This is a genomic window from Vibrio zhugei, assembly GCF_003716875.1.
Classification (GTDB): Bacteria; Pseudomonadota; Gammaproteobacteria; order Enterobacterales; family Vibrionaceae; genus Vibrio; species Vibrio zhugei.
On the sequence record NZ_CP033077.1, the window covers coordinates 850,475 to 869,139 of the forward strand.

The window sequence follows — 18,665 nt, forward strand, 5'->3', positions numbered from 1 at the left end:
TCGGTGTTTACTTAGCTTTCTCGAGCAATGAAACGCTGTTTAGTGACGGTATTACCTTGTGGATCTGTAACAATGAAGGTAACACGCTGTGGATGAGAGCCATGGTTTGTGATGGTGACAGTGCCTTGATCAGAGGTCACTTTATTCATTGTGCTGTTCAAGCCCTTAATGGTCATCGGGTAGTTTGTTAGCGGTGCGCCATCGTTGAGTACATTCACTACAGCGCGATTGGCGTCCGTAGAGACTTGCAATTGTAACTCATGATTTGTTGATGCCGCTGATGCTGCAAATGATGCAGTTAAAGCTGTTGCGGTGAGTAAGGCTGTAAGCTTTTTCATGTTTCCTCCTAAAAAGATGTCATTATTGTCATTTATTGCCAGTGACACAGCTTAGCTTTGGTGAGCCATGAAGCGTTGTTTAGTCACGGTTTGTCCATCTTTGTCTACAATGAACTTCACTGTTTGAGAGTGGCTGCTGTGGTTGTAGATAGTAAGAGAACCGTCGTTAGCCGTTTTCAAATGTTCAGTATGCAAGCCTTCGACTGTTATCGGGTAGTTTTTCAAAGGATGACCCGCTTCGGTGACTTGAACTTTCGCTTGGTTAGCGTTTGATGACACTTGAATGGCAATGTCTGAAGGATTTGCTGCAGATGCATTAAAGCTCATTGATAGTGCGGCTGCTGTCATCGCGGTTGCAATGTATTTCATGTGTTACTCCTAACTAAATAATGTATGTCTATCTCGTTACTGTGGGGAAGATGATAGGCCTAATTTTTTGTGAACTCGATCATGTTTTTTCAATCGAAAGAATCAAAAAAGTTGAATGATAAAGCGTACTAGTCATCTAGTTTTCATTGCGTCTTGATACAGCCACAACGAAAATACGGGAATAAAGAGATATTGATCGGATTGGTTTCGTTGCGCGGTGTGACGTTCAACATTCGCGATATTGCCAAGCGGTGACCAATCATTCGCTATGGAGTTGTATCGGTAAATGTTACTACCCACAGAATCGATTTGAGAAGTATAACACTGTGATATAGATCACGTTTAAAAAATGATATAAATTCTTTATTTACCTTATTTTGATTTTTTTACTTTTTATTTTTTATAGATATCAAATAGTTAAAAAGATAGAAATCTTGGTAAGCGTTATGAGAATTTGATTCTTTTAGTTTTCGTTATTGTTCTCAAGCAAAGACGAAGGAGGATGGGTTAACTCGAGTATGTGGTCAAGTATTAAGACATGTGCCAAGAGGTATAAATCCATAGGATCAATGTACAAAATCCATACATCACGATGGCGTAGCGCCAATTGTGTTTAAATAGCTGATACGCGGAGATATGGTAACGAGATTGAATACTGAGCTGTACTCCGGAAAATGGGGACAGTGTGATTCCTAGTGACCAGCCCATTAATAAAGTTAATCCCAGTAAATTCGGGTCGGTGACAGATGGCGCAAGAATGCTACCCGCAATCACAACACTGGTAACCGGATGCATGCCTGTCACCGCGAGAATAATGAGGATCAGCACGGTTGAGACTGATGCGAAAAAGCCAAAGTGTGATGGGGCCAACTGCAGGTGTAGTGATGATAATAATGCCGCGACACCCGCCGCTAATATTGATGCAGAAGCGAATAACGCAAACTCACCGGCTGAGTGTGTAATACCTGATCGAATATGTTGAGCTGCAATTGTTACGCCTTGACGTTTTTCGCTTAGGGCGAGCCACACCGTGATAAAAGCGAGCGAAGTGAGCGAGACGAGCGATAATACACTCACTGTCGGCCAGTTTAGGTGCGCCGCAATGACGACCAAGGCGAGTAAAGCGGGCATCCAGAGTGATTGAATGTTAATCGGGAACCCTTCAACCGTCTCCATGTTGTTTTGCCGTGATAACTCCCAGGCACTGAATGCCAAAGCCACAATCCCCGTTGGAATACCAAATACAATGAGTGTACTTAATTGTGCACCCGGAGCATTGGTGAGAGCCATACCCATGGAAGCGAAAAAAGGCGACCAAAAGGCACAAATCGCGAATCCTCGTAATAGCGTGACACTTTGTGGTACTGAGATAGGGTGATGGCGAGCTAACTTATCACCGACAATCAGCACTGATGACATGTTGAGCACTGAACCGAACAAGTGGACGCCAATCAGTGTTTTAATAAGTGAGCGCTTACCTACTGGAAGTGGCTTTTCCATGTTCATCGACTCTGTGGAGAATAGTCTGAGAAACCCCACGGCGATTAACATGGTCACGACCATTTGATTTGCCGAGATCGCGCGTATCAGCAAACTGGTATCGAGCTGGTGAAAGGCACCGTAAAGCAATCCAATACCACCGATGCTGAGTAGTACCGTCACTTGTTTTTTTGCGACGTTTTCAGATTAGGAAAACATAAGAACGTTGCCAACCAAATTGGAATACCCGCCCAAAAACTGGCGAATAGACCAGTAAACTGGGCCACGAGAGAAAGGATTAAGCTCAAAAACAGTAGGTAGCCACTGAACGTGGTGGTTAATCGAGTCATTATCATCCATGAACGAGAATAAAAGATGCAATCCGCGAGGCATCGTACTCGCTTGCCCGTATGTCTATCAGCGGGGTTAGTGTATCCGAATAAAACCGCCACAAGCAAGCGTCGTGCGGTGTCTTCGCGTGTCGTTTTAGCTCATTAACCGCGTAAACACGTTTGAAAGTAAGTGACTTGATTTTTTGCTAAACGATACACATTTGCGGGTTTGCCCCCACGACCGCGGCTCGAAGAGGCGAGTTTGTTCGCACTGACAATGACGCCAGTTTCGATGAGACGACGTTTGACGGTCATTCGGCTAACCTCAACCCCAAATTTTGCATAAGCGTCGATGATATCGGCGACCAAAAACTCCTTCTCTAATGAAAATAAGACGACAGAGGTATACTCAACGGCGGCGCGCAGTTTACTCCATGCATGTTTGATTTGAGAAGTATGATCAAACGCCAGTGTCATGCTGCCTTGCATTAGCTCTGAGAGATCAAACCAATTGGCTCGGTCGGCATCCATCCCTGAATTTTCAATTTGATTCACGTTCGAAGGATTCAACAGAGCGTAGTGAGAAATACTGACACTCCAACCATCAGGATCGCGTTTGGGGTTGCCGTTAACGATCGGATCGCTAATGAAGTTAGGGTAGGTGTGTACCTTTTGACGGCAGATGCGACGTCGGGCTGACTCGAAATCGTCATCCGCTGGCTCTCCGCCAGTGTGGGACCAATCTTGGTCATAGACGAGGCCACCAGGAATAGCCCACTTTCCACAATCGGGACGGTTAGGATTTTGGCGTTTTACGAGTAATACCTTGATACCTTGTGCAGTAAGACGTAAACAGACTAAATCAATCGAGACAATCATAGAGTATTCCTAATTAGTAGTCGGCTCATTTTAGGCAAGCTGGACATCGTGGTCAATCGTAAATAACAAATTGTGACAAACTAAATTTATCTTGCTGTTTATAAAGCGATCTCTTGCATTGTCGTTGGGATAAGAATTCTGCGATTGGTGTCTAGTAAGTGTATTTTACTCATCCATAAGTCGTGCTTGGTTTGTCACATAAGTTGACAAACCAAGAAACATCTTTTATTGTCCTCTTTAAAGTTAGCAACATAATGTTACTAACGAGACTTTACTTGTTATAAAGGAAGGCATTTATGAACTCTGGCCTGTTTTCCCCAACAATCATTCGCAGTTTGCTAGATTTAGATGCATATAAAATCAGCATGATGCAGGCAATACATTCCTTGTATCCTGATGTTCAAGTGCGCTATGAACTGATTGTTCGTAGTGACGAAGACATTACTGAATTGTTAGATGAAATTCGTCATGAGATTGCGTTACTGAGCTCTTTGCGCTTTTCTGATGCGGATTTGGTGTATCTGGCAGAGAGTTCGCCACACTTAACGTCTTCCTTTCTTCAATCGTTGCGTTATTTCCATTTCCAACCTGAACGTCAAGTCCACCTCGGCATCATAAAACATGATGGCAAAAAGCAGCTGCGTATCGGTATTGAAGGAACGTGGCGTGACACGATTTTGTACGAAACCATCATTATGTCGATCGTGTCAGAAGTGCGCAGTCGTTTACGTTGGAGTGATGTTCCTGACGCTCTCCCTAAACACGTGCTGCATGAGAAGGTTGCGCATTTAAAAGCTGAGATTGCACGCCGTGGTATTCGTAATTTCACTTTAACGGAGATGGGGACTCGTCGCCGTTTTTCCGGAAATGTTCAGCGTGATGTGATTGCTTACCTACAGGAAACGATACCTGAGTTATTGCTGGGGACAAGTAACTATCATTTTGCGAGAGAATTCGGTTTACGTCCGATTGGTACCATCGCTCATGAGTGGTTTATGGGGCACCAAGCGTTAGTCAATGTCAAAGATTCACAACGTGTTGCGTTAGAACAATGGTTGAAAGTATTTGGTGGGCAATTGTCTATTGCGCCGACGGATACGTTGACGTTAAACGCATTTCAAAAGGATTTTAATCATCATTTAGCCAAAGCTTATGATGGCATTCGTCACGATTCAGGGAACCCTTATGTATGGGGCGACCGAATGATTGAACATTATGAATCGATGGGGGTGGACCCTAAGGACAAGGTGTTTATTTTCTCCGATGGACTGGATTTTGATGAAGCGCTTGATATTTGCGAGTACTTCCAAGATCGTATCCAAGTCTCTTTTGGTATTGGCACCTTCTTAACGAATGACTTCGCTGGCTGGAAGAATGATCAAGGTAATGAATATAAACCATTATCGATTGTGATTAAATTAACGGAGTGTAATGGCCGTCCGGTGGCAAAAATTAGTGATGAACCGGAAAAAGCCATGTGCGAAGATCCGATCTTTTTAGCCAATCTAAAGCGGCGTTTTGATATTGATATTGATATTGAAGCGTTGATATCAGAATTAAAGCGCATTAAGAAAAGTAAGCGCCAATATATTGCTGCCGCGTAGCGCGTTACCATTGAGGATAAAAAACCATAGTTAATACTATGGTTTTTTTGTTACTGATTCACCGATTGATAGACGGACGAGGCTCGATTGCTCTCAATGGCGTGAGTCTCACAAATTTCTCACTCTTCGCTTGCTGACATCACTGAGAAGCACATAATGAAGGTTGTCTTGACAGTACTACGCTGAATTTTGTGCTGTATTTAAGGAAGGATTTATTATGTCTCAAGCTCCGATTAAAGTGGCCATCGTCGGTTATGGCTATTCTGCAAAAACGTTTCATCTTCCCTACATTTTGCAAAATCCTGCGTTTGAATGGGTGGCGGTTAGCTCTCGCCAATCTGAACAGTTACATGAACAGTGGCCTGATATTACTTGCTATTTAGACCCCTATGAGATGTTTGAAAAGAGTGACGCTGATCTGGTTATTATAACGGCGCCTAATGATGTGCATTACCCACTTGCTAAAGCTGCGTTATTGCAGGGAAAGCATGTCATTTTAGAGAAACCGTTTGTTATTCAAAGCTCGGAAGGCGAAAAGCTCATTGAGATCGCCGATACTCATCACTGCATATTAAGCGTTTTCCAAAATCGCCGCTGGGACGGTGACTTTATGACATTACGCGATCTTATCACGTCAGGAAAACTGGGTGACATTAAGTATTTTGAATCGCATTTTGATCGCTACCGACCAACCGTTCGCGAGCGTTGGAGGGAGTTAGATACCAATGGTGGGGGAATTTTGTTTGATCTCGGTCCGCATTTACTTGATCAAGCCGTATGTCTATTTGGGATGCCAGAAGCGATCACGGCGCAATGTCGAATAATGCGGCCAAAAGGGACCACGGTTGATTATGTCAACATGACCTTGGATTACGATGGATGTGTTGTCAACTTACACGCCAATCTATACAGCCCTGAACCTAATCTGCGTTACAAAGTACTGGGAACCAAAGCCAAATATATCAAATATGGCTTAGATGACCAGGAGCGTAATCTTAAAGCTGGACTCATTCCCTTGAGCGAGAGCTGGAATCAAAGTCTCCATGAGCAGTCAGGAACGGTGTATCAAGAGGAGGCAGAGCCCGATGAAGTGGTGACTCAGTCAGGTAGCTATCATCGCTATTTTGAACATATCGCACATGCCCTTCGAACGGGGGAGGGGAACCCTGTCCCAGCCGAAGAAGCGCTTCAATCGATTCGTTTGATTGAAGCAGCATTGGAAAGTCATCAGTCTGGGCGGCGTATTATGCTGTAGCCATTGAAGCATGGTTGCAATGGAAGCACATGGTGCTTCCATTGTCGCTGTCTTACTGAGCCTTCAGTTCTGCAAGTACATCGTGCAGGCTCGGTAGAATAGTATGCCCGAGTTGTTTCACGTCGTCACTTGGCTCGACCAAATCAGGCACCTGATAGGTATGCATCTTTGCTGCCATCGCTGAGCGAACGCCATTATTTGAGTCTTCGAAAGCCACACACTCTTCAGGTCGTTGATTCAGTCTTTGGGCAGCAAGATGATAAATTTCAGGATCCGGCTTACCCTGTGTCACTTCACAGCCTGTCGCGTAACACTCAAAAAAGCGGTCTAGACCTGAGAGGCGTAACTTAATCTCCGCAATTTCTCGGCGAGTTGATGTCGCAACGGCAACGGGAATGTCATGTTCCGTTAGCCACGTTAATAATTCGACCACTCCGGATTTGACCGGAATGGCTTGTTGCGTGACCACAGCGTTATAGCGCTCCCGCCAGACATCATGAAGTGTTGGGTAGTCTAAGTCAGGACCATAGCCAGCCTTCAAGACTTCTTCAATGCCAGCAGCATTTCGGCCTATGATCTCTAGATAGATGTTTTTGAGAAAAGGTACGTTAACGACCTGACAGGCTTCTTCAAAAATAGACATGCATACTCGTTCTGTATCAAGTAACAGTCCATCCATATCAAATATTGCGGCTTTATACTTCATAGGTACCATAAACGTCATTGGGAATGAGTGGCTATTGAAGCATAGTTTCTTTGTCAAGAACAAGCCGTTATCGTTGAAAATAAAAAAGCCCTAACTGAATTTTTTCACTTAGGGCTCGGTAAGCAGACAAATGATTATGCTGCTTCGTATTTTTGCTCTAACTCATTGGCTCGTTGGAATTTTTCGTGGGTTAAGAGCGTTTGATAATAGCGCTGGATATGCGGATAATGATCCAATTGCTCTAGCATAGTCAGAACTTCTGGGATGAACGACATCATGATGTCCGCGCCTGATAACGTGTCGTCGACAAGATAGGTTTTGTCTTTCAATACATTATCTAAATGAGACATGACTTTACTTAGCTCTGTCGAGGCATACGAAGCCAAAAACTCAGTTTTTACGGGCTCCATACCAACGAATAAAGTCATTAACGCTGGCAGCATAGCCGAACTTTCCGCAAAGTGTAGCCATTGCAAATACTCAACATAACCGACGGAATCTTGTGCTGGCATTAAGTGCTTGCCATAACGCTCAACCAAATATTCAGTAATCGCACCGGATTCGACGATCACTTGCCCATTATCTTCGAGGACAGGAGACTTACCCAGCGGATGAATGGCTTTCAACGCTTCTGGTGCGAGATGAGTGACCGCATCGCGTTGATACGCTTTGATTTGATAATCAACGCCAAGCTCTTCTAATAGCCAGATAATACGCTTAGAGCGTGATTGATTAAGGTGGTGTAGGGTAATCATGTTTATTGCTCCAATGGGCGATTAATGCTCACAACCAGCTTACCGAAGTTCTTGCCTTCGAGCAGTCCTTTGAATGCGTCTGGGGCATTTTGGAGACCTTCCACCATTTGTTCACGATAATGGATTTTACCTTCAGATACCCACTGTGACATTTGGTCTGCAAATTCTTGATAACGATGTCCATAGTCATCAAAAATAATGAAACCTTGCACGCGCATACGTTTGACTAAGCATAGGCCCATCAGTTGTGATAGACGATCTGGACCATCAGGAAGCCCTGTATTGTTGTACTGAGACACCAAGCCACAAAGCGGAATACGAGCTTTAGGGTTAAACAATGGCATTAAAGCATCAAACACTTTACCGCCCACATTTTCAAAATAGACATCGACGCCATCTGGGCAAGCGGCGGCCAATTGCTCAGCAAAATCGTCGGCTTTATGATCGATACACGCGTCAAAACCTAATGTTTCCACTGCGTAACGACATTTCTCTTCACCGCCCGCAATACCGACAACTCGGCAGCCTTTTATCTTACCGATTTGCCCAACGGTGGCACCGACAGGTCCTGTCGCAGCAGCAACGGCGATGGTTTCACCAGGCTGTGGGTTACCAATATCCAATAATCCCATATAGGCAGTGAAACCTGGCATGCCCAATATACCTAGAGCATGAGAAGGCTTGTCGGGGTTCATGCCCAGTTTCAATAATCCTTCACCATTTGAAATGGCATAGCTTTGCCAGCCGGTATAGCCAACGACCCATTCACCGACTTGAAAATCAGGGTTAGACGACTGCTCGACTTGGGATACCGTGCCTCCGACCATTACGTCATCAATTTCAACCGATGCCGCGTATGATTTCGCATCGCTCATACGACCACGCATGTAAGGGTCGAGAGACAAATAGATGGTTCTCAGTAACACTTCGCCTTCTTTCAGCTCAGGCATTTCTACGGTTTCTAAACGGAAATTGTCTTGCGTTGGTGCACCGTGAGGGCGTGAAGCTAGAACCAAACGTTGGTTTTCAATCTTATTCATCGCGAGTTTCCTTATAATTAGACTGGTCGTCTAGTTAGTTGCCATACGCACCGCTCTTGGAGTGATGTGCATGGGGCCTATCTTTATAGAGGGCGAGTGCCTTGCAGCAGTCGCTCCGTTCTTACTAATGCTCGTTCAAGACTCTGGTCGTCTTGGTGAATTTTATTCATCAGGCAAGCTCCTAACCAATATTCATACAAGTGCTCAGCCATAGCTTGGCTGTCATTGACTTGAATATCGCCGGCCTGTTTACCTTGTTCAATACATACCGCGATTAAGTGGACGGCTTGACGAGTTCCCGTCGTGAGAACTTGTCGCATGGATTCCGACAGATCACTCACTTCGCTGGCAAGCTTAACCACTAAGCACTGACCAGAGTCACAAAGATAACGGTTATTTTCAACCCAGTATTGCCAAAATCTCATCAGGTTCTGGTAATGATTGCCTTCTGAGCTTTGAAATAGCAGTTCAACTCGCGCTAGGTATTGATCAAAATAGCGACGCAGCAACGTCTCTCCAAACTGCTCTTTAGATTGGAAATAATGATAAAACGAGCCTTTAGGAATACCAGCGGCCTTGAGTAGCTCTGATAAGCCCATTCCTGTAAATCCCTTCTTGGAGACAAGGTGATACCCTACCTCTAGAATATGCTGTTTGGTGTTGATGGTTTTCGTATTCATAATGCTAAACTAACTGAAATTAGACCGGTCGTCTAGTGTTGTCTTCATCTTCTCTCTATCGGCGAATTCTAAGAGGATTTAAAAGTTCGCTTCGGATTCAAAGCACAATTTTTCATGAGTATAAGGGTGTGCAAAACTTAGCTGCTGTGCATGAAGATGCAAACGCTGATTCTGTTTCCCATAGAGGTCATCGCCTTTGATCGCCATATTTAACCCCTCTGAATGAGCGCAGTGAACACGTAACTGATGCGTTCTGCCTGTGTGTGGGTATAAATACAGGCGGCTTTCTCCATGTGCATTGGTTGCTATTTTTTCCCAAGTGGTATGCGACGCTTTGCCTTCGTCATAGCAAACACATTGTCTTGGTCGATCTTCAAGGTCGGCTTTCAGTGGCAACCGGATTTCTCCGGAGTCAGCACTCACTTTCCCATCCAGCAGAGCGACATAGCGCTTTTCAACCTGGCGAGTGATGAACTGTTTTTGTAGGTTTTTATTGGCTCGGCGTGTAAAGGCAAAAACCAGTAAGCCGGAGGTAGACATATCCAGCCGATGAAGCACAAAAACACCGTCGCGATCCGGATATTGTTTCTGTAAGCGAGTTAACACCGAATCTTTGACATGCACGCCCGGTACGGATAGAAGCTCTGCCGGCTTGTTGACAACAATGATCGCATCATCTTCATAGACGACCTCAATGTCGAGTTCAGCACCTTGGTTCACCAATAACGGATTGTCATCCATCGGAATGCCTTTTAGCATGTACGATAAAATTGGATAGCATTTTGTTTGGCAGGCTGGGTAAAATTTCTTGTGCTGACGAATGGCTGATTTCAATGACTTGCCCCACCAAAATTCCGCCATGCACACAGGCGTGAGTGCGTGCTGAAACGCATATTGTAGCATTTTAGGCGCGGCACATTCACCGGACCCTGCTGGGGGGATGGTGTCAGGGTAGACGCTGAATATCTCTAACAGAGAGCGGCTTTCTCCCTGACTATTGAGCATGTGGTATTGGGAAAATAAGAATGCTTGCAGGTCTGAAGAGCACGCACGTCGTTCATTTTTGAGTTGGTGGATGGTGTGTTCAAACGCTGCAATTTTGTTATCTATATCGCTCAATTGCGCCGACCAGTGCTGTTTGAGCTGCTTTTGCTGGCGTTTCTCTTTTACACTCTGTTGTCCCAAATCATACAAGTGTTTTTCAAGAGTTTCGTCGGCATATTGTGCATGTAGGCGTTGACGTTCTTGTTTACGCCATTGCCTTTGCTCAATAATGGTTTGGCGCAGTGTTGCCTGCTCTGCTGATGCTTGTTCGAGTAGTGTGTTTTTCTGCTGGTATAGCTCGGCGCGTTCTGGTGAATGCATCAGTTGGTTGACACGCCCGTTAAGGGACGCAATGTAATCTGATTTTTGCTTGAAGGTATCGGAGTGTCCGACTCTATCATACACCGGTGGCACAAATCCTGGCTGGTGGAGCGAGCCTGCTAATAAACCAGAAAAACCGCACAAATATCCGAGGTCACCATGAGCATTTTTGACAACGAGCACCCCAAACATTTTGCCATGGTCATCTTCAGAGTCATATTCCAGGCCAAAGGGGTGGTGCCAATCGTTTTGTTCGGCTAAATAGGTTTGTAACTCCTGCGCCGCCACTTCGCATAGGGGATGGGGATCATAACAGAACGGATAAGTAAACGCGTCTGGTAACGAGAGTCCATCAATGCACGTCTGAAATGTATGGAAGCGAGTCGCGGTATTAAACATGAGAGAAGGTACCTAGATATAATGTGGCAAGGATTGTACTGATCACATACAACAATGTCAGCACTTGATGCCAGACAAATGTCAGTTAAGAGGACGTCAGCACCACCATATTATGAATGTGAGTCACTGATCAATTACCGCAATATATGGATATTTGGATTAGGAAGTGCAAGGGTTATTTATAATACGTCGTATTGTATAATATAGTAATGATGAGGATGAGACCTGTTTTTTATTGATGCTGTATTGGTTCATTATTGAGTGGGATTATGTATTAAACACCGAGTTATTAATTTTTCACGAGAATATTCTTAATATTAAATTGACATTATAAGGGTGTTTTGTGATGTCGCTCCAATAATTACCATGCGTAGTGTCAGATAAAAGTTAGCAATGTAAAGTTATGTTAAAACTGTTTTATCAGTAACGACATCCCGGTAACTATCTTTATTATCTTACGTGTATTTCACGAAGAACCAGAAAATTGCAAATTATTTAAAGCGTAAAAAGCCTGACGCTCAGTGTTTTGACATAAAAATAACAAAGTTAAAAAATTGTAAAGCGGATGGGTTTTGGTGTTTTTGGAATCTTTATCGCAAAAATTTCAACATCCGATTACTGACTCCATGATTTGGAATATACTCTTGCGACTAATATAAATCACTGATGATAGAGGTTGGCTAGGCTTCTGTTATTTCAATAAAAAGTAGAGTAAGTTCTTCAGGTTATACGAAAACATGAATGTAAATTCTAATAAAAAAGGCTTACAACTTACTTCTCATAAGTATTACATATCGCTAAACCGTTTTTGATTTTATGCTCACGCTTTAAACTGGCGTGTTTGACGTTTTACCTAAGGTAATTTCCTTGTGTAAATCAGCAGTTACTTAGAAAAACTAGCCTTAAGTCGTTCAATTTGAACGAAAATGTTTAACCGAAGCACAAATTTTTTGTGCGGGGAAATTTTAAGATTAGTGTTTTAACTAAGGGGTTGCAGTGTTCAATTCAGCTAACAAAGCCGTATCAGTCAGTGTCCTTATTGCAACGATTGTTTTATCTGGCGGTGTCAGTGCCGCAGAGAAAAATGATAGCAGCTTGGAAACTTATGATCTGCAAAAGCTTACTGCTCATCAAGCCTATATTGAAGGACGAAATCTTCGTGCTCAATTCAAAAACATCCGAGCTCGCACCTACTTAAAATATGCCGCTGACAAAGGCGATGCACAAGCGGCTTACCTGTATGCGATGGAGCTCTCGAACTATAAAACAACCATTCGTACACCGATGAAAGCGCGTGATTACCTGTTACTTGCTGCGCACGATGGCAACATCCGCGCGATGAAAAGTTTGTACCAAGGTGGCGAGTGGTTGCGTATTCGTGAGCGTCAATATTGGAAACGCGAATATTTCAATGCCATTGTTACCTTAGGGCAAACTCAGCCGACAAGAGCGTTGTTTGCACTGTCTGAATACTATGAAAAATCCAACCCAGAGTTATCTCATTATTATTTAGATGAAGCGGTTGATCGCGATTATCCGCGAGCGCTGATGCTAAAAGCTCGTGAGATCACCGAGGGCTCAGGCAGCTATTGGACATCCGGTAGTCGTGAGCAAGCCGCGTATGATTTGTATGAAGAGGCGGCGAAGCAAGGTTATATTCCCGCAATACGAAAAATTATCCAGCTACTGGAAGATAAGGGTGATTTCAAGCAAGCCCTGGAGTGGCGCAAACAAGCTGTGAAAGAAGGGGATTTGACCTCGTTGGCAGCGGTTGCGATGATTTTGAGTGGCTATAGTTCGAATTATCAGTTTGTTGAGAAAGATTTGGCAACGGCAAAGGCGTATTTTGATGTGTATTTGGATACCGCCGGTGACGACCGTCTCGATGAACTGTATAAAAATATTGAGCAGCATTATTCCGATTTAATGAAAGTTATTTCACCGGATGAATTGAAAGCGTCAAAAAATATTGAAGAAAAATTAAAAGAAAAACCGGATTTTTATAATCACGACTTATTTTGGGATGTGTGATTATTAGTTTTATACATATAAATATGCGTTTTTATTTGTAATGTAGCGTAAATTTTAAGCAACGTTAGTGATAGGTTCGTTACCCTTGGTCCAAATAACTCTGGCTACGGCAACGAACTTTATATACGTAACAGCAAGTGAGTCTATTTTTAATAAGACATTTGCGGTTTACAACAATCGGCATAGGTAGTGGAGACAGATCATGTCTAAAGAAGGAAGTGTCGCTCCAAAAGAGCGTATTAATATCAAATATGTACCCGCCACAGGCGACCAGCAAGCAGAAATTGAATTACCATTAAAAACACTCGTAGTGGGTGATTTTAAAGGGCATTCAGAAGAGACACCCGTAGAAGAACGTTCAACTGTTTCTGTTGATAAAAACAACTTTGAATCAGTGATGCGTGAGAGCAATTTGAAAATCAGTACCACGGTGAAAAATAAGCTGTCTGATGACGAAAATGCTGAACTTGCTGTGGATTTGAATTTTAATTCTTTAGCGGATTTTTCTCCAGATTCTGTTGCATCACAAGTTCCTGAATTGCAGAAGCTTGTCGAGTTGCGTGAAGCTCTCGTTGCTCTAAAAGGTCCACTAGGCAACATCCCTGCATTCCGCGATCGTCTTCAAGACCTATTAACGTCTGAAGAATCACGTGAAAAATTACTTGCAGAATTGAACTTAGTGAATCCGGATAGCGAGTAAAGCCGACTAGGCTGACTTGACGATTTTGCCAATAAACAAATAATTAGGAACAAAGCTGATGTCTACAACTGAATCTTTGCAAGAGAATACGCAGCTCGCCGAAGGCGGTCTTTTAGATGAAATCATGTCACAAACTCGCATTGCACCGAGTGAAGAAGGCTATGATATTGCAAAAAAAGGTGTCGCGGCCTTTATCGAAAATTTAATCGGTTCTGATCAAACAGAAGAGCCTGTCAACAAATCGCTGGTTGACCAAATGCTAGTGGAACTGGATAAAAAAATCAGTTCACAGATGGATGAGATCCTGCACGATGAATCTTACCAACAGATGGAATCGTCTTGGCGTGGCCTTAAGTTGTTTGTTGATCGCACCGATTTCCGTGAGAACAACAAGGTAGACATCCTACACGTAACAAAAGACGAATTGTTAGACGATTTCGAATTTGCGCCAGAAACGGCTCAGTCTGGTCTATATAAACACGTATATTCATCAGGTTATGGTCAATTTGGTGGTGAACCAACGGGTGCCATCATTGGTAACTACGCGTTTACACCATCAACACCGGACATGAAATTGCTTCAGTACATGGGCGCGCTTGGTGCCATGGCTCATGCTCCATTTATCTCAAGCGTTGGTCCTGAATTCTTTGGTATCGATTCGTTTGAAGAACTGCCTAACATCAAAGATGTTAAATCGATTTTTGAAAGCCCTAAATACACCAAATGGCGTGCATTACGTGAATCAGAAGACGCGCGTTATTTAGGTCTAACTGCCCCTCGTTTCCTACTACGTGTGCCTTACGATCCAATCGAAAACCCAGTTAAAACGTTTAACTACGCAGAGAATGTGAGCAACTCGCATGAACATTACCTGTGGGGTAACACCGCGTTTGCGTTTGCGACTCGTCTAACGGATAGTTTTGCAAAATACCGTTGGTGTCCAAACATCATTGGTCCACAAAGTGGTGGTGCCGTAGAAGATTTGCCTGTCCACGTTTTTGAATCAATGGGCACGCTACAAACCAAAATCCCGACGGAAGTTTTGGTTACTGACCGTAAAGAGTTCGAATTAGCCGAAGAAGGGTTCATTGCACTCACGATGCGTAAAGGCAGTGACAACGCCGCGTTCTTCTCTGCGAACTCGATTCAAAAACCTAAAGTGTTCCCGAACACCAAAGAAGGTAAAGAAGCGGAAACCAACTACAAATTAGGTACTCAGCTACCTTACATGATGATCATCAACCGCTTGGCTCACTACATTAAAGTGCTTCAACGTGAACAGATCGGTTCTTGGAAAGAGCGTCAAGATCTTGAACGTGAACTCAATGGTTGGATTAAGCAGTACGTTGCTGATCAAGAAAACCCACCAGCAGACGTTCGCAGCCGTCGTCCACTTCGTGCAGCAAAAATCGAAGTGTCTGACGTAGATGGCAACCCTGGTTGGTATCAAGTGTCTCTTGCGGTTCGTCCACACTTTAAATATATGGGTGCGAACTTCGAGTTGTCGTTAGTTGGCCGTCTGGATCAAGCGTAATTATGACTTACATTGCACCTGAAGAGAGTGCATTTGGCGTTGGCTTCTTTGAACGTTTAGAAGCCGGCTCCAAACCCATGTCTTTGACCCAAGGGCCAGAGGCATGGGATGTGCTCGAGTCCGTGAAGCGGAACGTATCTAATATCTTGAACTCTCGAGTGGGAGGAGCGGAAAGCTCACCTCAACTTGGGTTGATCGATTTTAATGATGCCACGCTAGAAACCATGGATTTATCGTTACGTATTCGTTTAGCGATTCAACACTGCTTAAAAACGTACGAACCTCGTCTAACCAATATTCAGGTTCGTTCAGAGCTTAACGAGCATGACCCACTGACGCTAAGATTCCACATTGTTGCCACGCTCAATAGCGAAGCGTTACATGACAAGGTTCAGTTCAACTTGCTACTGGATCAGAATCGACAATACCGAGTGTACTAATTTATATGACTCAAGATAAGTACTTCAGAGAAGAGCTCGCCTTTCTTAAAGAGCAAGGACAGGAATTTACCGAAATTCATCCTCAGCTTGCGCGATTCCTGCATGGTCGTAATACCGATCCGGATGTCGAACGCTTATTAGAAGGTTTCGCTTTTTTGACTGGGCGTCTGCGTGAGAAAGTGGAAGATGAGTTTCCCGAGTTAACACACTCTATTATCAATATGTTGTGGCCAAACTACTTGCGTCCAGTTCCTAGCATGAGTGTGGTGGCATTCGATCCAGATAAAAGTGTGAGTGAAAAACAAACCGTTGAACGCGGGACTCAACTCGATAGCAAACCGGTCTTTGGTACAAAGTGCCATTTTCGTACTTGTCGTGATGTGAATTTATATCCTTTACAGATGGTCGATATCAACGCTGAGCACTCGCGTCAAGCCAGTGTTATTCGTCTTGATATGTGTTTAAACGGTGACATTAGTGCCGGAGAAGCGTTACTCGATAACTTACGCTTTTATCTTGGCGGCGATAAATACAGCTCGCAAATGCTGTACTTATGGTTGAATCATTATCTACATAAAATGAGTGTGGAAGTGAACGGTGTCGAGTTTGCCTTACCTCGTGATGCCTTTTCAACGGTGGGGTTTGATGCGGAACAGTCCCTGTTACCTTATCCCAAAAATGTGTATGAAGGTTACCGTATTCTGCAAGAGTATTTGTCGTTTCCAGAAGCCTTTCACTTCATTGATGTCATGGGGCTGGATAAAGCGCTGCCGAAATCTGTACATGGTGATTTCACACTTAAAATCAGTTTTTCTAAAACATTGCCAACCGATGTGCGGGTGCGCCGTGATAACTTTCAACTGTATTGTACGCCCGTCATCAACTTGTTCGAACACGATGCCGACCCGATCGATTTAACCGGAAAGAAATCCGAATACCGCATTATGCCTTCTAGCCGACACCCTTCTCACTATGAGGTGTTCAGTGTGGATTCAGTAACGGGCTGGCAAGATTCGACACAAGCAGGACGCCGTATTCGCGGAGAAAAACGCGTCTACTCGGCCTTTGAGAGCTTTCAGCACGAAGTGGAGCGTGTGCGTGGGCGTAAGGCCTTGTATTTCCGTACTCGTACTAAAGACAGTATCCGCGGTGATGGTTTTGACACCTTCCTCTCATTTGTACGTAGTGATGAAACGATTTCCACGGATGTCGATGAAGCCGTGTCGGTAAAATTGACGTGTACCAACCGCTTGTTACCTCTAGAGCTTGGCGTGGGTGATATCTGTGAACCGACAGATACGTCGCCCCCTTACGCAACGTTTCGTAATATTACTGTCCCGACTCAGTCACTGCGCCCGGTGCTTGATGGGAGTCTACTGTGGACCTTGATTTCGAATCTTTCGCTGAATTATTTGTCACTGCTGTCGAAAGATGCCCTGAGCAGCGTACTGCGTGCGTACGACTTTCGTGCCTTGGTTGACCGTCAGGCAGAGCGAGTAGGGAAGCAACGTTTAGAAGGCATTCAACGCATTGATTCTAAGCCAGTGGATAAAATTTTACGGGGATTACCGGTAAGAGGCTTACAGAGCACGATGCATATTGACCAAAGTAAATTTGGCTCGGAAGGGGATCTGTTCTTGTTTGGAACGGTGTTAAGTCATTTCTTTTCACTGTATGCCAGCATTAACTCATTTCATGAGTTAATCATTCTAAATGTTACTAACCAAGAGAAGTACACATGGGGAACACAGACCGGGATGCAACCGTTGATCTAGAAGAGATTGACAACGAGCCGGTAACCTCAGCGAGCTTGCCGGAAAATGTTCGTTCGTACAACTTTTATCAATTGGTTGAGTTATTACAAAAAATAAAAGGTATTAACCCAGAGTCGGAAGATTGGGAACGGCAGTGTCGGCTCGTATTTAGTGCCAATCCCAGTTTGGGTTTTTCGCCCTCGGATGTATCAGCGTTATATGATCGCGATGATGACCGTTTGGTGATGTTGACCAACTTTTTTGGTTTATCCGGAGCACAATCTCCATTGCCAGGTTTTATTACTGAGCAGTTGGCAACAGAAGACCCTGGTGGTTTTAAACAGCCATTTTTTGATTTTTTTAGTAACCGACTGATTAATTTAGTGTATCGAGTGTGGCGAAAATATCGTTACCACATTCGTTTTCAGCCGGATGCACAAGATAATTTTTCTGCACAGTTATTTGCGCTCGTAGGGTTAGGCGATCCTGACTTACGTGGTGATACGCCGATTAACTGGTGCAAAATGCTGGCCTATGCGGGCACATTGGCTGGGCGTAGCCGTTCACCACAGGTGGTCGCGGGCATCATTGCGCACTGCTTTGATTTACCTGATGTCAGTATTCAACAATGGGTGCGCCGTAAAGTGGATATTGACCGAGCGCAGCAAATGGCGCTGGGTATGCAAAACGCTCAGTTAGGGGTCAACACCATGGCTGGCGAAACGGTGATGGATTGCAACGGCAAGTTCATTATCAAAATAGGACAATTAAGCCGTCAGCGATTTGCTGATTTCTTGCCATCAGGCAAAGAGCATCAATCGCTGATCAAATTGGTTGAATTTATTTTGCGAGAACAGATGGCTTATGATTTAGAGCTGACTATGGCGGAAGATGAAACGCCTCCAATGCAGTTAAATTCGCAAGATTCCGTAGCGCTCGGCTGGACCTCTTTTCTCGGCGAAGATGTTCAAGACCAACATGTATTAATTCAAGTGAGACAATAAC

General features: G+C 44.0%; 18 protein-coding genes. 8 read left to right on the forward strand and 10 right to left on the reverse strand.

Translation table 11 applies throughout. The annotated features are described in order from the left end of the window. Nucleotides 1-11: 11 nt before the first annotated feature. From EAE30_RS03895 to EAE30_RS03910, 5 genes are all read right to left on the reverse strand, one after another. The gene (locus EAE30_RS03895; RefSeq protein ID WP_123014764.1) at nucleotides 12-338 is read right to left on the reverse strand and encodes a hypothetical protein; all 327 of its coding nucleotides are present in this window, start codon (nucleotides 336-338) and stop codon (nucleotides 12-14) included. A gap of 51 nt (nucleotides 339-389) precedes the next feature. Next, nucleotides 390-707 (reverse strand): hypothetical protein, encoded by a 318-nt coding sequence (locus tag EAE30_RS03900; RefSeq protein WP_123014765.1) that lies wholly within the window; start codon nucleotides 705-707, stop codon nucleotides 390-392. Between the two features lie 531 nt (nucleotides 708-1,238). Beyond that, nucleotides 1,239-2,369 (reverse strand): hypothetical protein, encoded by a 1,131-nt coding sequence (locus tag EAE30_RS03905; protein WP_241967532.1) that lies wholly within the window; start codon nucleotides 2,367-2,369, stop codon nucleotides 1,239-1,241. Then, nucleotides 2,366-2,536, reverse strand: a complete 171-nt coding sequence (locus EAE30_RS18965) for a hypothetical protein (RefSeq protein ID WP_241967533.1) — start codon at nucleotides 2,534-2,536, stop codon at nucleotides 2,366-2,368. The genes EAE30_RS03905 and EAE30_RS18965 overlap by 4 nt, the downstream gene beginning before the upstream one ends. Nucleotides 2,537-2,680: 144 nt before the next feature. Further along, entirely contained in the window at nucleotides 2,681-3,397 is a 717-nt protein-coding gene (locus EAE30_RS03910) for an NUDIX domain-containing protein (protein WP_123014766.1), read from the reverse strand. A 296-nt stretch (nucleotides 3,398-3,693) separates the two neighbouring features. Here EAE30_RS03910 and pncB point away from each other — a divergent pair, with 296 nt between their 5' ends. After that, a complete protein-coding gene (pncB, locus tag EAE30_RS03915; protein ID WP_123014767.1) occupies nucleotides 3,694-5,001 on the forward strand; it encodes a nicotinate phosphoribosyltransferase in 1,308 nt (435 codons plus the stop codon). 217 nt (nucleotides 5,002-5,218) lie between these two features. Beyond that, nucleotides 5,219-6,256 carry an oxidoreductase gene (locus tag EAE30_RS03920; protein WP_123014768.1) on the forward strand — a complete coding sequence of 346 codons (1,038 nt, stop codon included), beginning with the start codon at nucleotides 5,219-5,221 and terminating at the stop codon, nucleotides 6,254-6,256. 52 nt (nucleotides 6,257-6,308) lie between these two features. Here the strand turns inward: EAE30_RS03920 and EAE30_RS03925 are convergent, their stop codons facing one another. From EAE30_RS03925 to EAE30_RS03945, 5 genes are all read right to left on the reverse strand, one after another. Continuing rightward, on the reverse strand, nucleotides 6,309-6,962 hold the full coding sequence (locus tag EAE30_RS03925) for an HAD family hydrolase (RefSeq protein WP_123015004.1): 654 nt from the start codon (nucleotides 6,960-6,962) through the stop codon (nucleotides 6,309-6,311). A 134-nt stretch (nucleotides 6,963-7,096) separates the two neighbouring features. Then, a complete protein-coding gene (locus tag EAE30_RS03930; RefSeq protein ID WP_123014769.1) occupies nucleotides 7,097-7,717 on the reverse strand; it encodes a glutathione S-transferase family protein in 621 nt (206 codons plus the stop codon). Nucleotides 7,718-7,719: 2 nt separating this feature from the next. Further along, nucleotides 7,720-8,757: an NADP-dependent oxidoreductase gene (locus tag EAE30_RS03935; protein WP_123014770.1), complete on the reverse strand. Its 1,038-nt coding sequence runs from the start codon at nucleotides 8,755-8,757 to the stop codon at nucleotides 7,720-7,722. An 83-nt stretch (nucleotides 8,758-8,840) separates the two neighbouring features. Then, complete coding sequence (locus EAE30_RS03940; RefSeq protein WP_123014771.1) at nucleotides 8,841-9,437, reverse strand: TetR/AcrR family transcriptional regulator; 597 nt, start codon at nucleotides 9,435-9,437, stop codon at nucleotides 8,841-8,843. Nucleotides 9,438-9,515: 78 nt separating this feature from the next. Continuing rightward, a complete protein-coding gene (locus EAE30_RS03945; RefSeq protein ID WP_123014772.1) occupies nucleotides 9,516-11,201 on the reverse strand; it encodes an RluA family pseudouridine synthase in 1,686 nt (561 codons plus the stop codon). 996 nt (nucleotides 11,202-12,197) lie between these two features. Between EAE30_RS03945 and EAE30_RS03950 the strand changes: the two genes are divergently transcribed. The 6 genes from EAE30_RS03950 (at nucleotide 12,198) to tssG (ending at nucleotide 18,664) form a co-directional block, all read left to right on the forward strand. Continuing rightward, nucleotides 12,198-13,232 (forward strand): SEL1-like repeat protein, encoded by a 1,035-nt coding sequence (locus EAE30_RS03950; protein WP_123014773.1) that lies wholly within the window; start codon nucleotides 12,198-12,200, stop codon nucleotides 13,230-13,232. A gap of 202 nt (nucleotides 13,233-13,434) precedes the next feature. Then, the gene (gene tssB / locus EAE30_RS03955) at nucleotides 13,435-13,932 is read left to right on the forward strand and encodes a type VI secretion system contractile sheath small subunit (protein ID WP_123014774.1); all 498 of its coding nucleotides are present in this window, start codon (nucleotides 13,435-13,437) and stop codon (nucleotides 13,930-13,932) included. 58 nt (nucleotides 13,933-13,990) lie between these two features. Further along, entirely contained in the window at nucleotides 13,991-15,466 is a 1,476-nt protein-coding gene (gene tssC / locus EAE30_RS03960; protein WP_164711785.1) for a type VI secretion system contractile sheath large subunit, read from the forward strand. 2 nt (nucleotides 15,467-15,468) lie between these two features. Continuing rightward, nucleotides 15,469-15,906 carry a type VI secretion system baseplate subunit TssE gene (tssE, locus tag EAE30_RS03965; protein WP_123014776.1) on the forward strand — a complete coding sequence of 146 codons (438 nt, stop codon included), beginning with the start codon at nucleotides 15,469-15,471 and terminating at the stop codon, nucleotides 15,904-15,906. 5 nt (nucleotides 15,907-15,911) lie between these two features. Next, the gene (gene tssF / locus EAE30_RS03970; protein ID WP_123014777.1) at nucleotides 15,912-17,681 is read left to right on the forward strand and encodes a type VI secretion system baseplate subunit TssF; all 1,770 of its coding nucleotides are present in this window, start codon (nucleotides 15,912-15,914) and stop codon (nucleotides 17,679-17,681) included. Continuing rightward, the gene (gene tssG, locus EAE30_RS03975; RefSeq protein ID WP_123014778.1) at nucleotides 17,645-18,664 is read left to right on the forward strand and encodes a type VI secretion system baseplate subunit TssG; all 1,020 of its coding nucleotides are present in this window, start codon (nucleotides 17,645-17,647) and stop codon (nucleotides 18,662-18,664) included. Before tssF ends, tssG begins: the two co-directional genes overlap by 37 nt. Nucleotide 18,665 lies beyond the last annotated feature (1 nt).

Excerpts from the sequence above, each read along its gene's own strand:
- EAE30_RS03895 (WP_123014764.1), bottom strand. The coding sequence starts at position 338 with ATGAAAAAGCTTACAGCCTTACTCACCGCAACAGCTTTAACTGCATCA.
- EAE30_RS03900 (WP_123014765.1), bottom strand. The coding sequence starts at position 707 with ATGAAATACATTGCAACCGCGATGACAGCAGCCGCACTATCAATGAGC.
- EAE30_RS18965 (WP_241967533.1), bottom strand. The coding sequence starts at position 2,536 with ATGACTCGATTAACCACCACGTTCAGTGGCTACCTACTGTTTTTGAGC.
- EAE30_RS03910 (WP_123014766.1), bottom strand. The coding sequence starts at position 3,397 with ATGATTGTCTCGATTGATTTAGTCTGTTTACGTCTTACTGCACAAGGT.
- pncB (WP_123014767.1), top strand. The coding sequence starts at position 3,694 with ATGAACTCTGGCCTGTTTTCCCCAACAATCATTCGCAGTTTGCTAGAT.
- EAE30_RS03920 (WP_123014768.1), top strand. The coding sequence starts at position 5,219 with ATGTCTCAAGCTCCGATTAAAGTGGCCATCGTCGGTTATGGCTATTCT.
- EAE30_RS03925 (WP_123015004.1), bottom strand. The coding sequence starts at position 6,962 with ATGAAGTATAAAGCCGCAATATTTGATATGGATGGACTGTTACTTGAT.
- EAE30_RS03930 (WP_123014769.1), bottom strand. The coding sequence starts at position 7,717 with ATGATTACCCTACACCACCTTAATCAATCACGCTCTAAGCGTATTATC.
- EAE30_RS03935 (WP_123014770.1), bottom strand. The coding sequence starts at position 8,757 with ATGAATAAGATTGAAAACCAACGTTTGGTTCTAGCTTCACGCCCTCAC.
- EAE30_RS03940 (WP_123014771.1), bottom strand. The coding sequence starts at position 9,437 with ATGAATACGAAAACCATCAACACCAAACAGCATATTCTAGAGGTAGGG.
- EAE30_RS03945 (WP_123014772.1), bottom strand. The coding sequence starts at position 11,201 with ATGTTTAATACCGCGACTCGCTTCCATACATTTCAGACGTGCATTGAT.
- tssB (WP_123014774.1), top strand. The coding sequence starts at position 13,435 with ATGTCTAAAGAAGGAAGTGTCGCTCCAAAAGAGCGTATTAATATCAAA.
- tssC (WP_164711785.1), top strand. The coding sequence starts at position 13,991 with ATGTCTACAACTGAATCTTTGCAAGAGAATACGCAGCTCGCCGAAGGC.
- tssE (WP_123014776.1), top strand. The coding sequence starts at position 15,469 with ATGACTTACATTGCACCTGAAGAGAGTGCATTTGGCGTTGGCTTCTTT.
- tssF (WP_123014777.1), top strand. The coding sequence starts at position 15,912 with ATGACTCAAGATAAGTACTTCAGAGAAGAGCTCGCCTTTCTTAAAGAG.
- tssG (WP_123014778.1), top strand. The coding sequence starts at position 17,645 with ATGGGGAACACAGACCGGGATGCAACCGTTGATCTAGAAGAGATTGAC.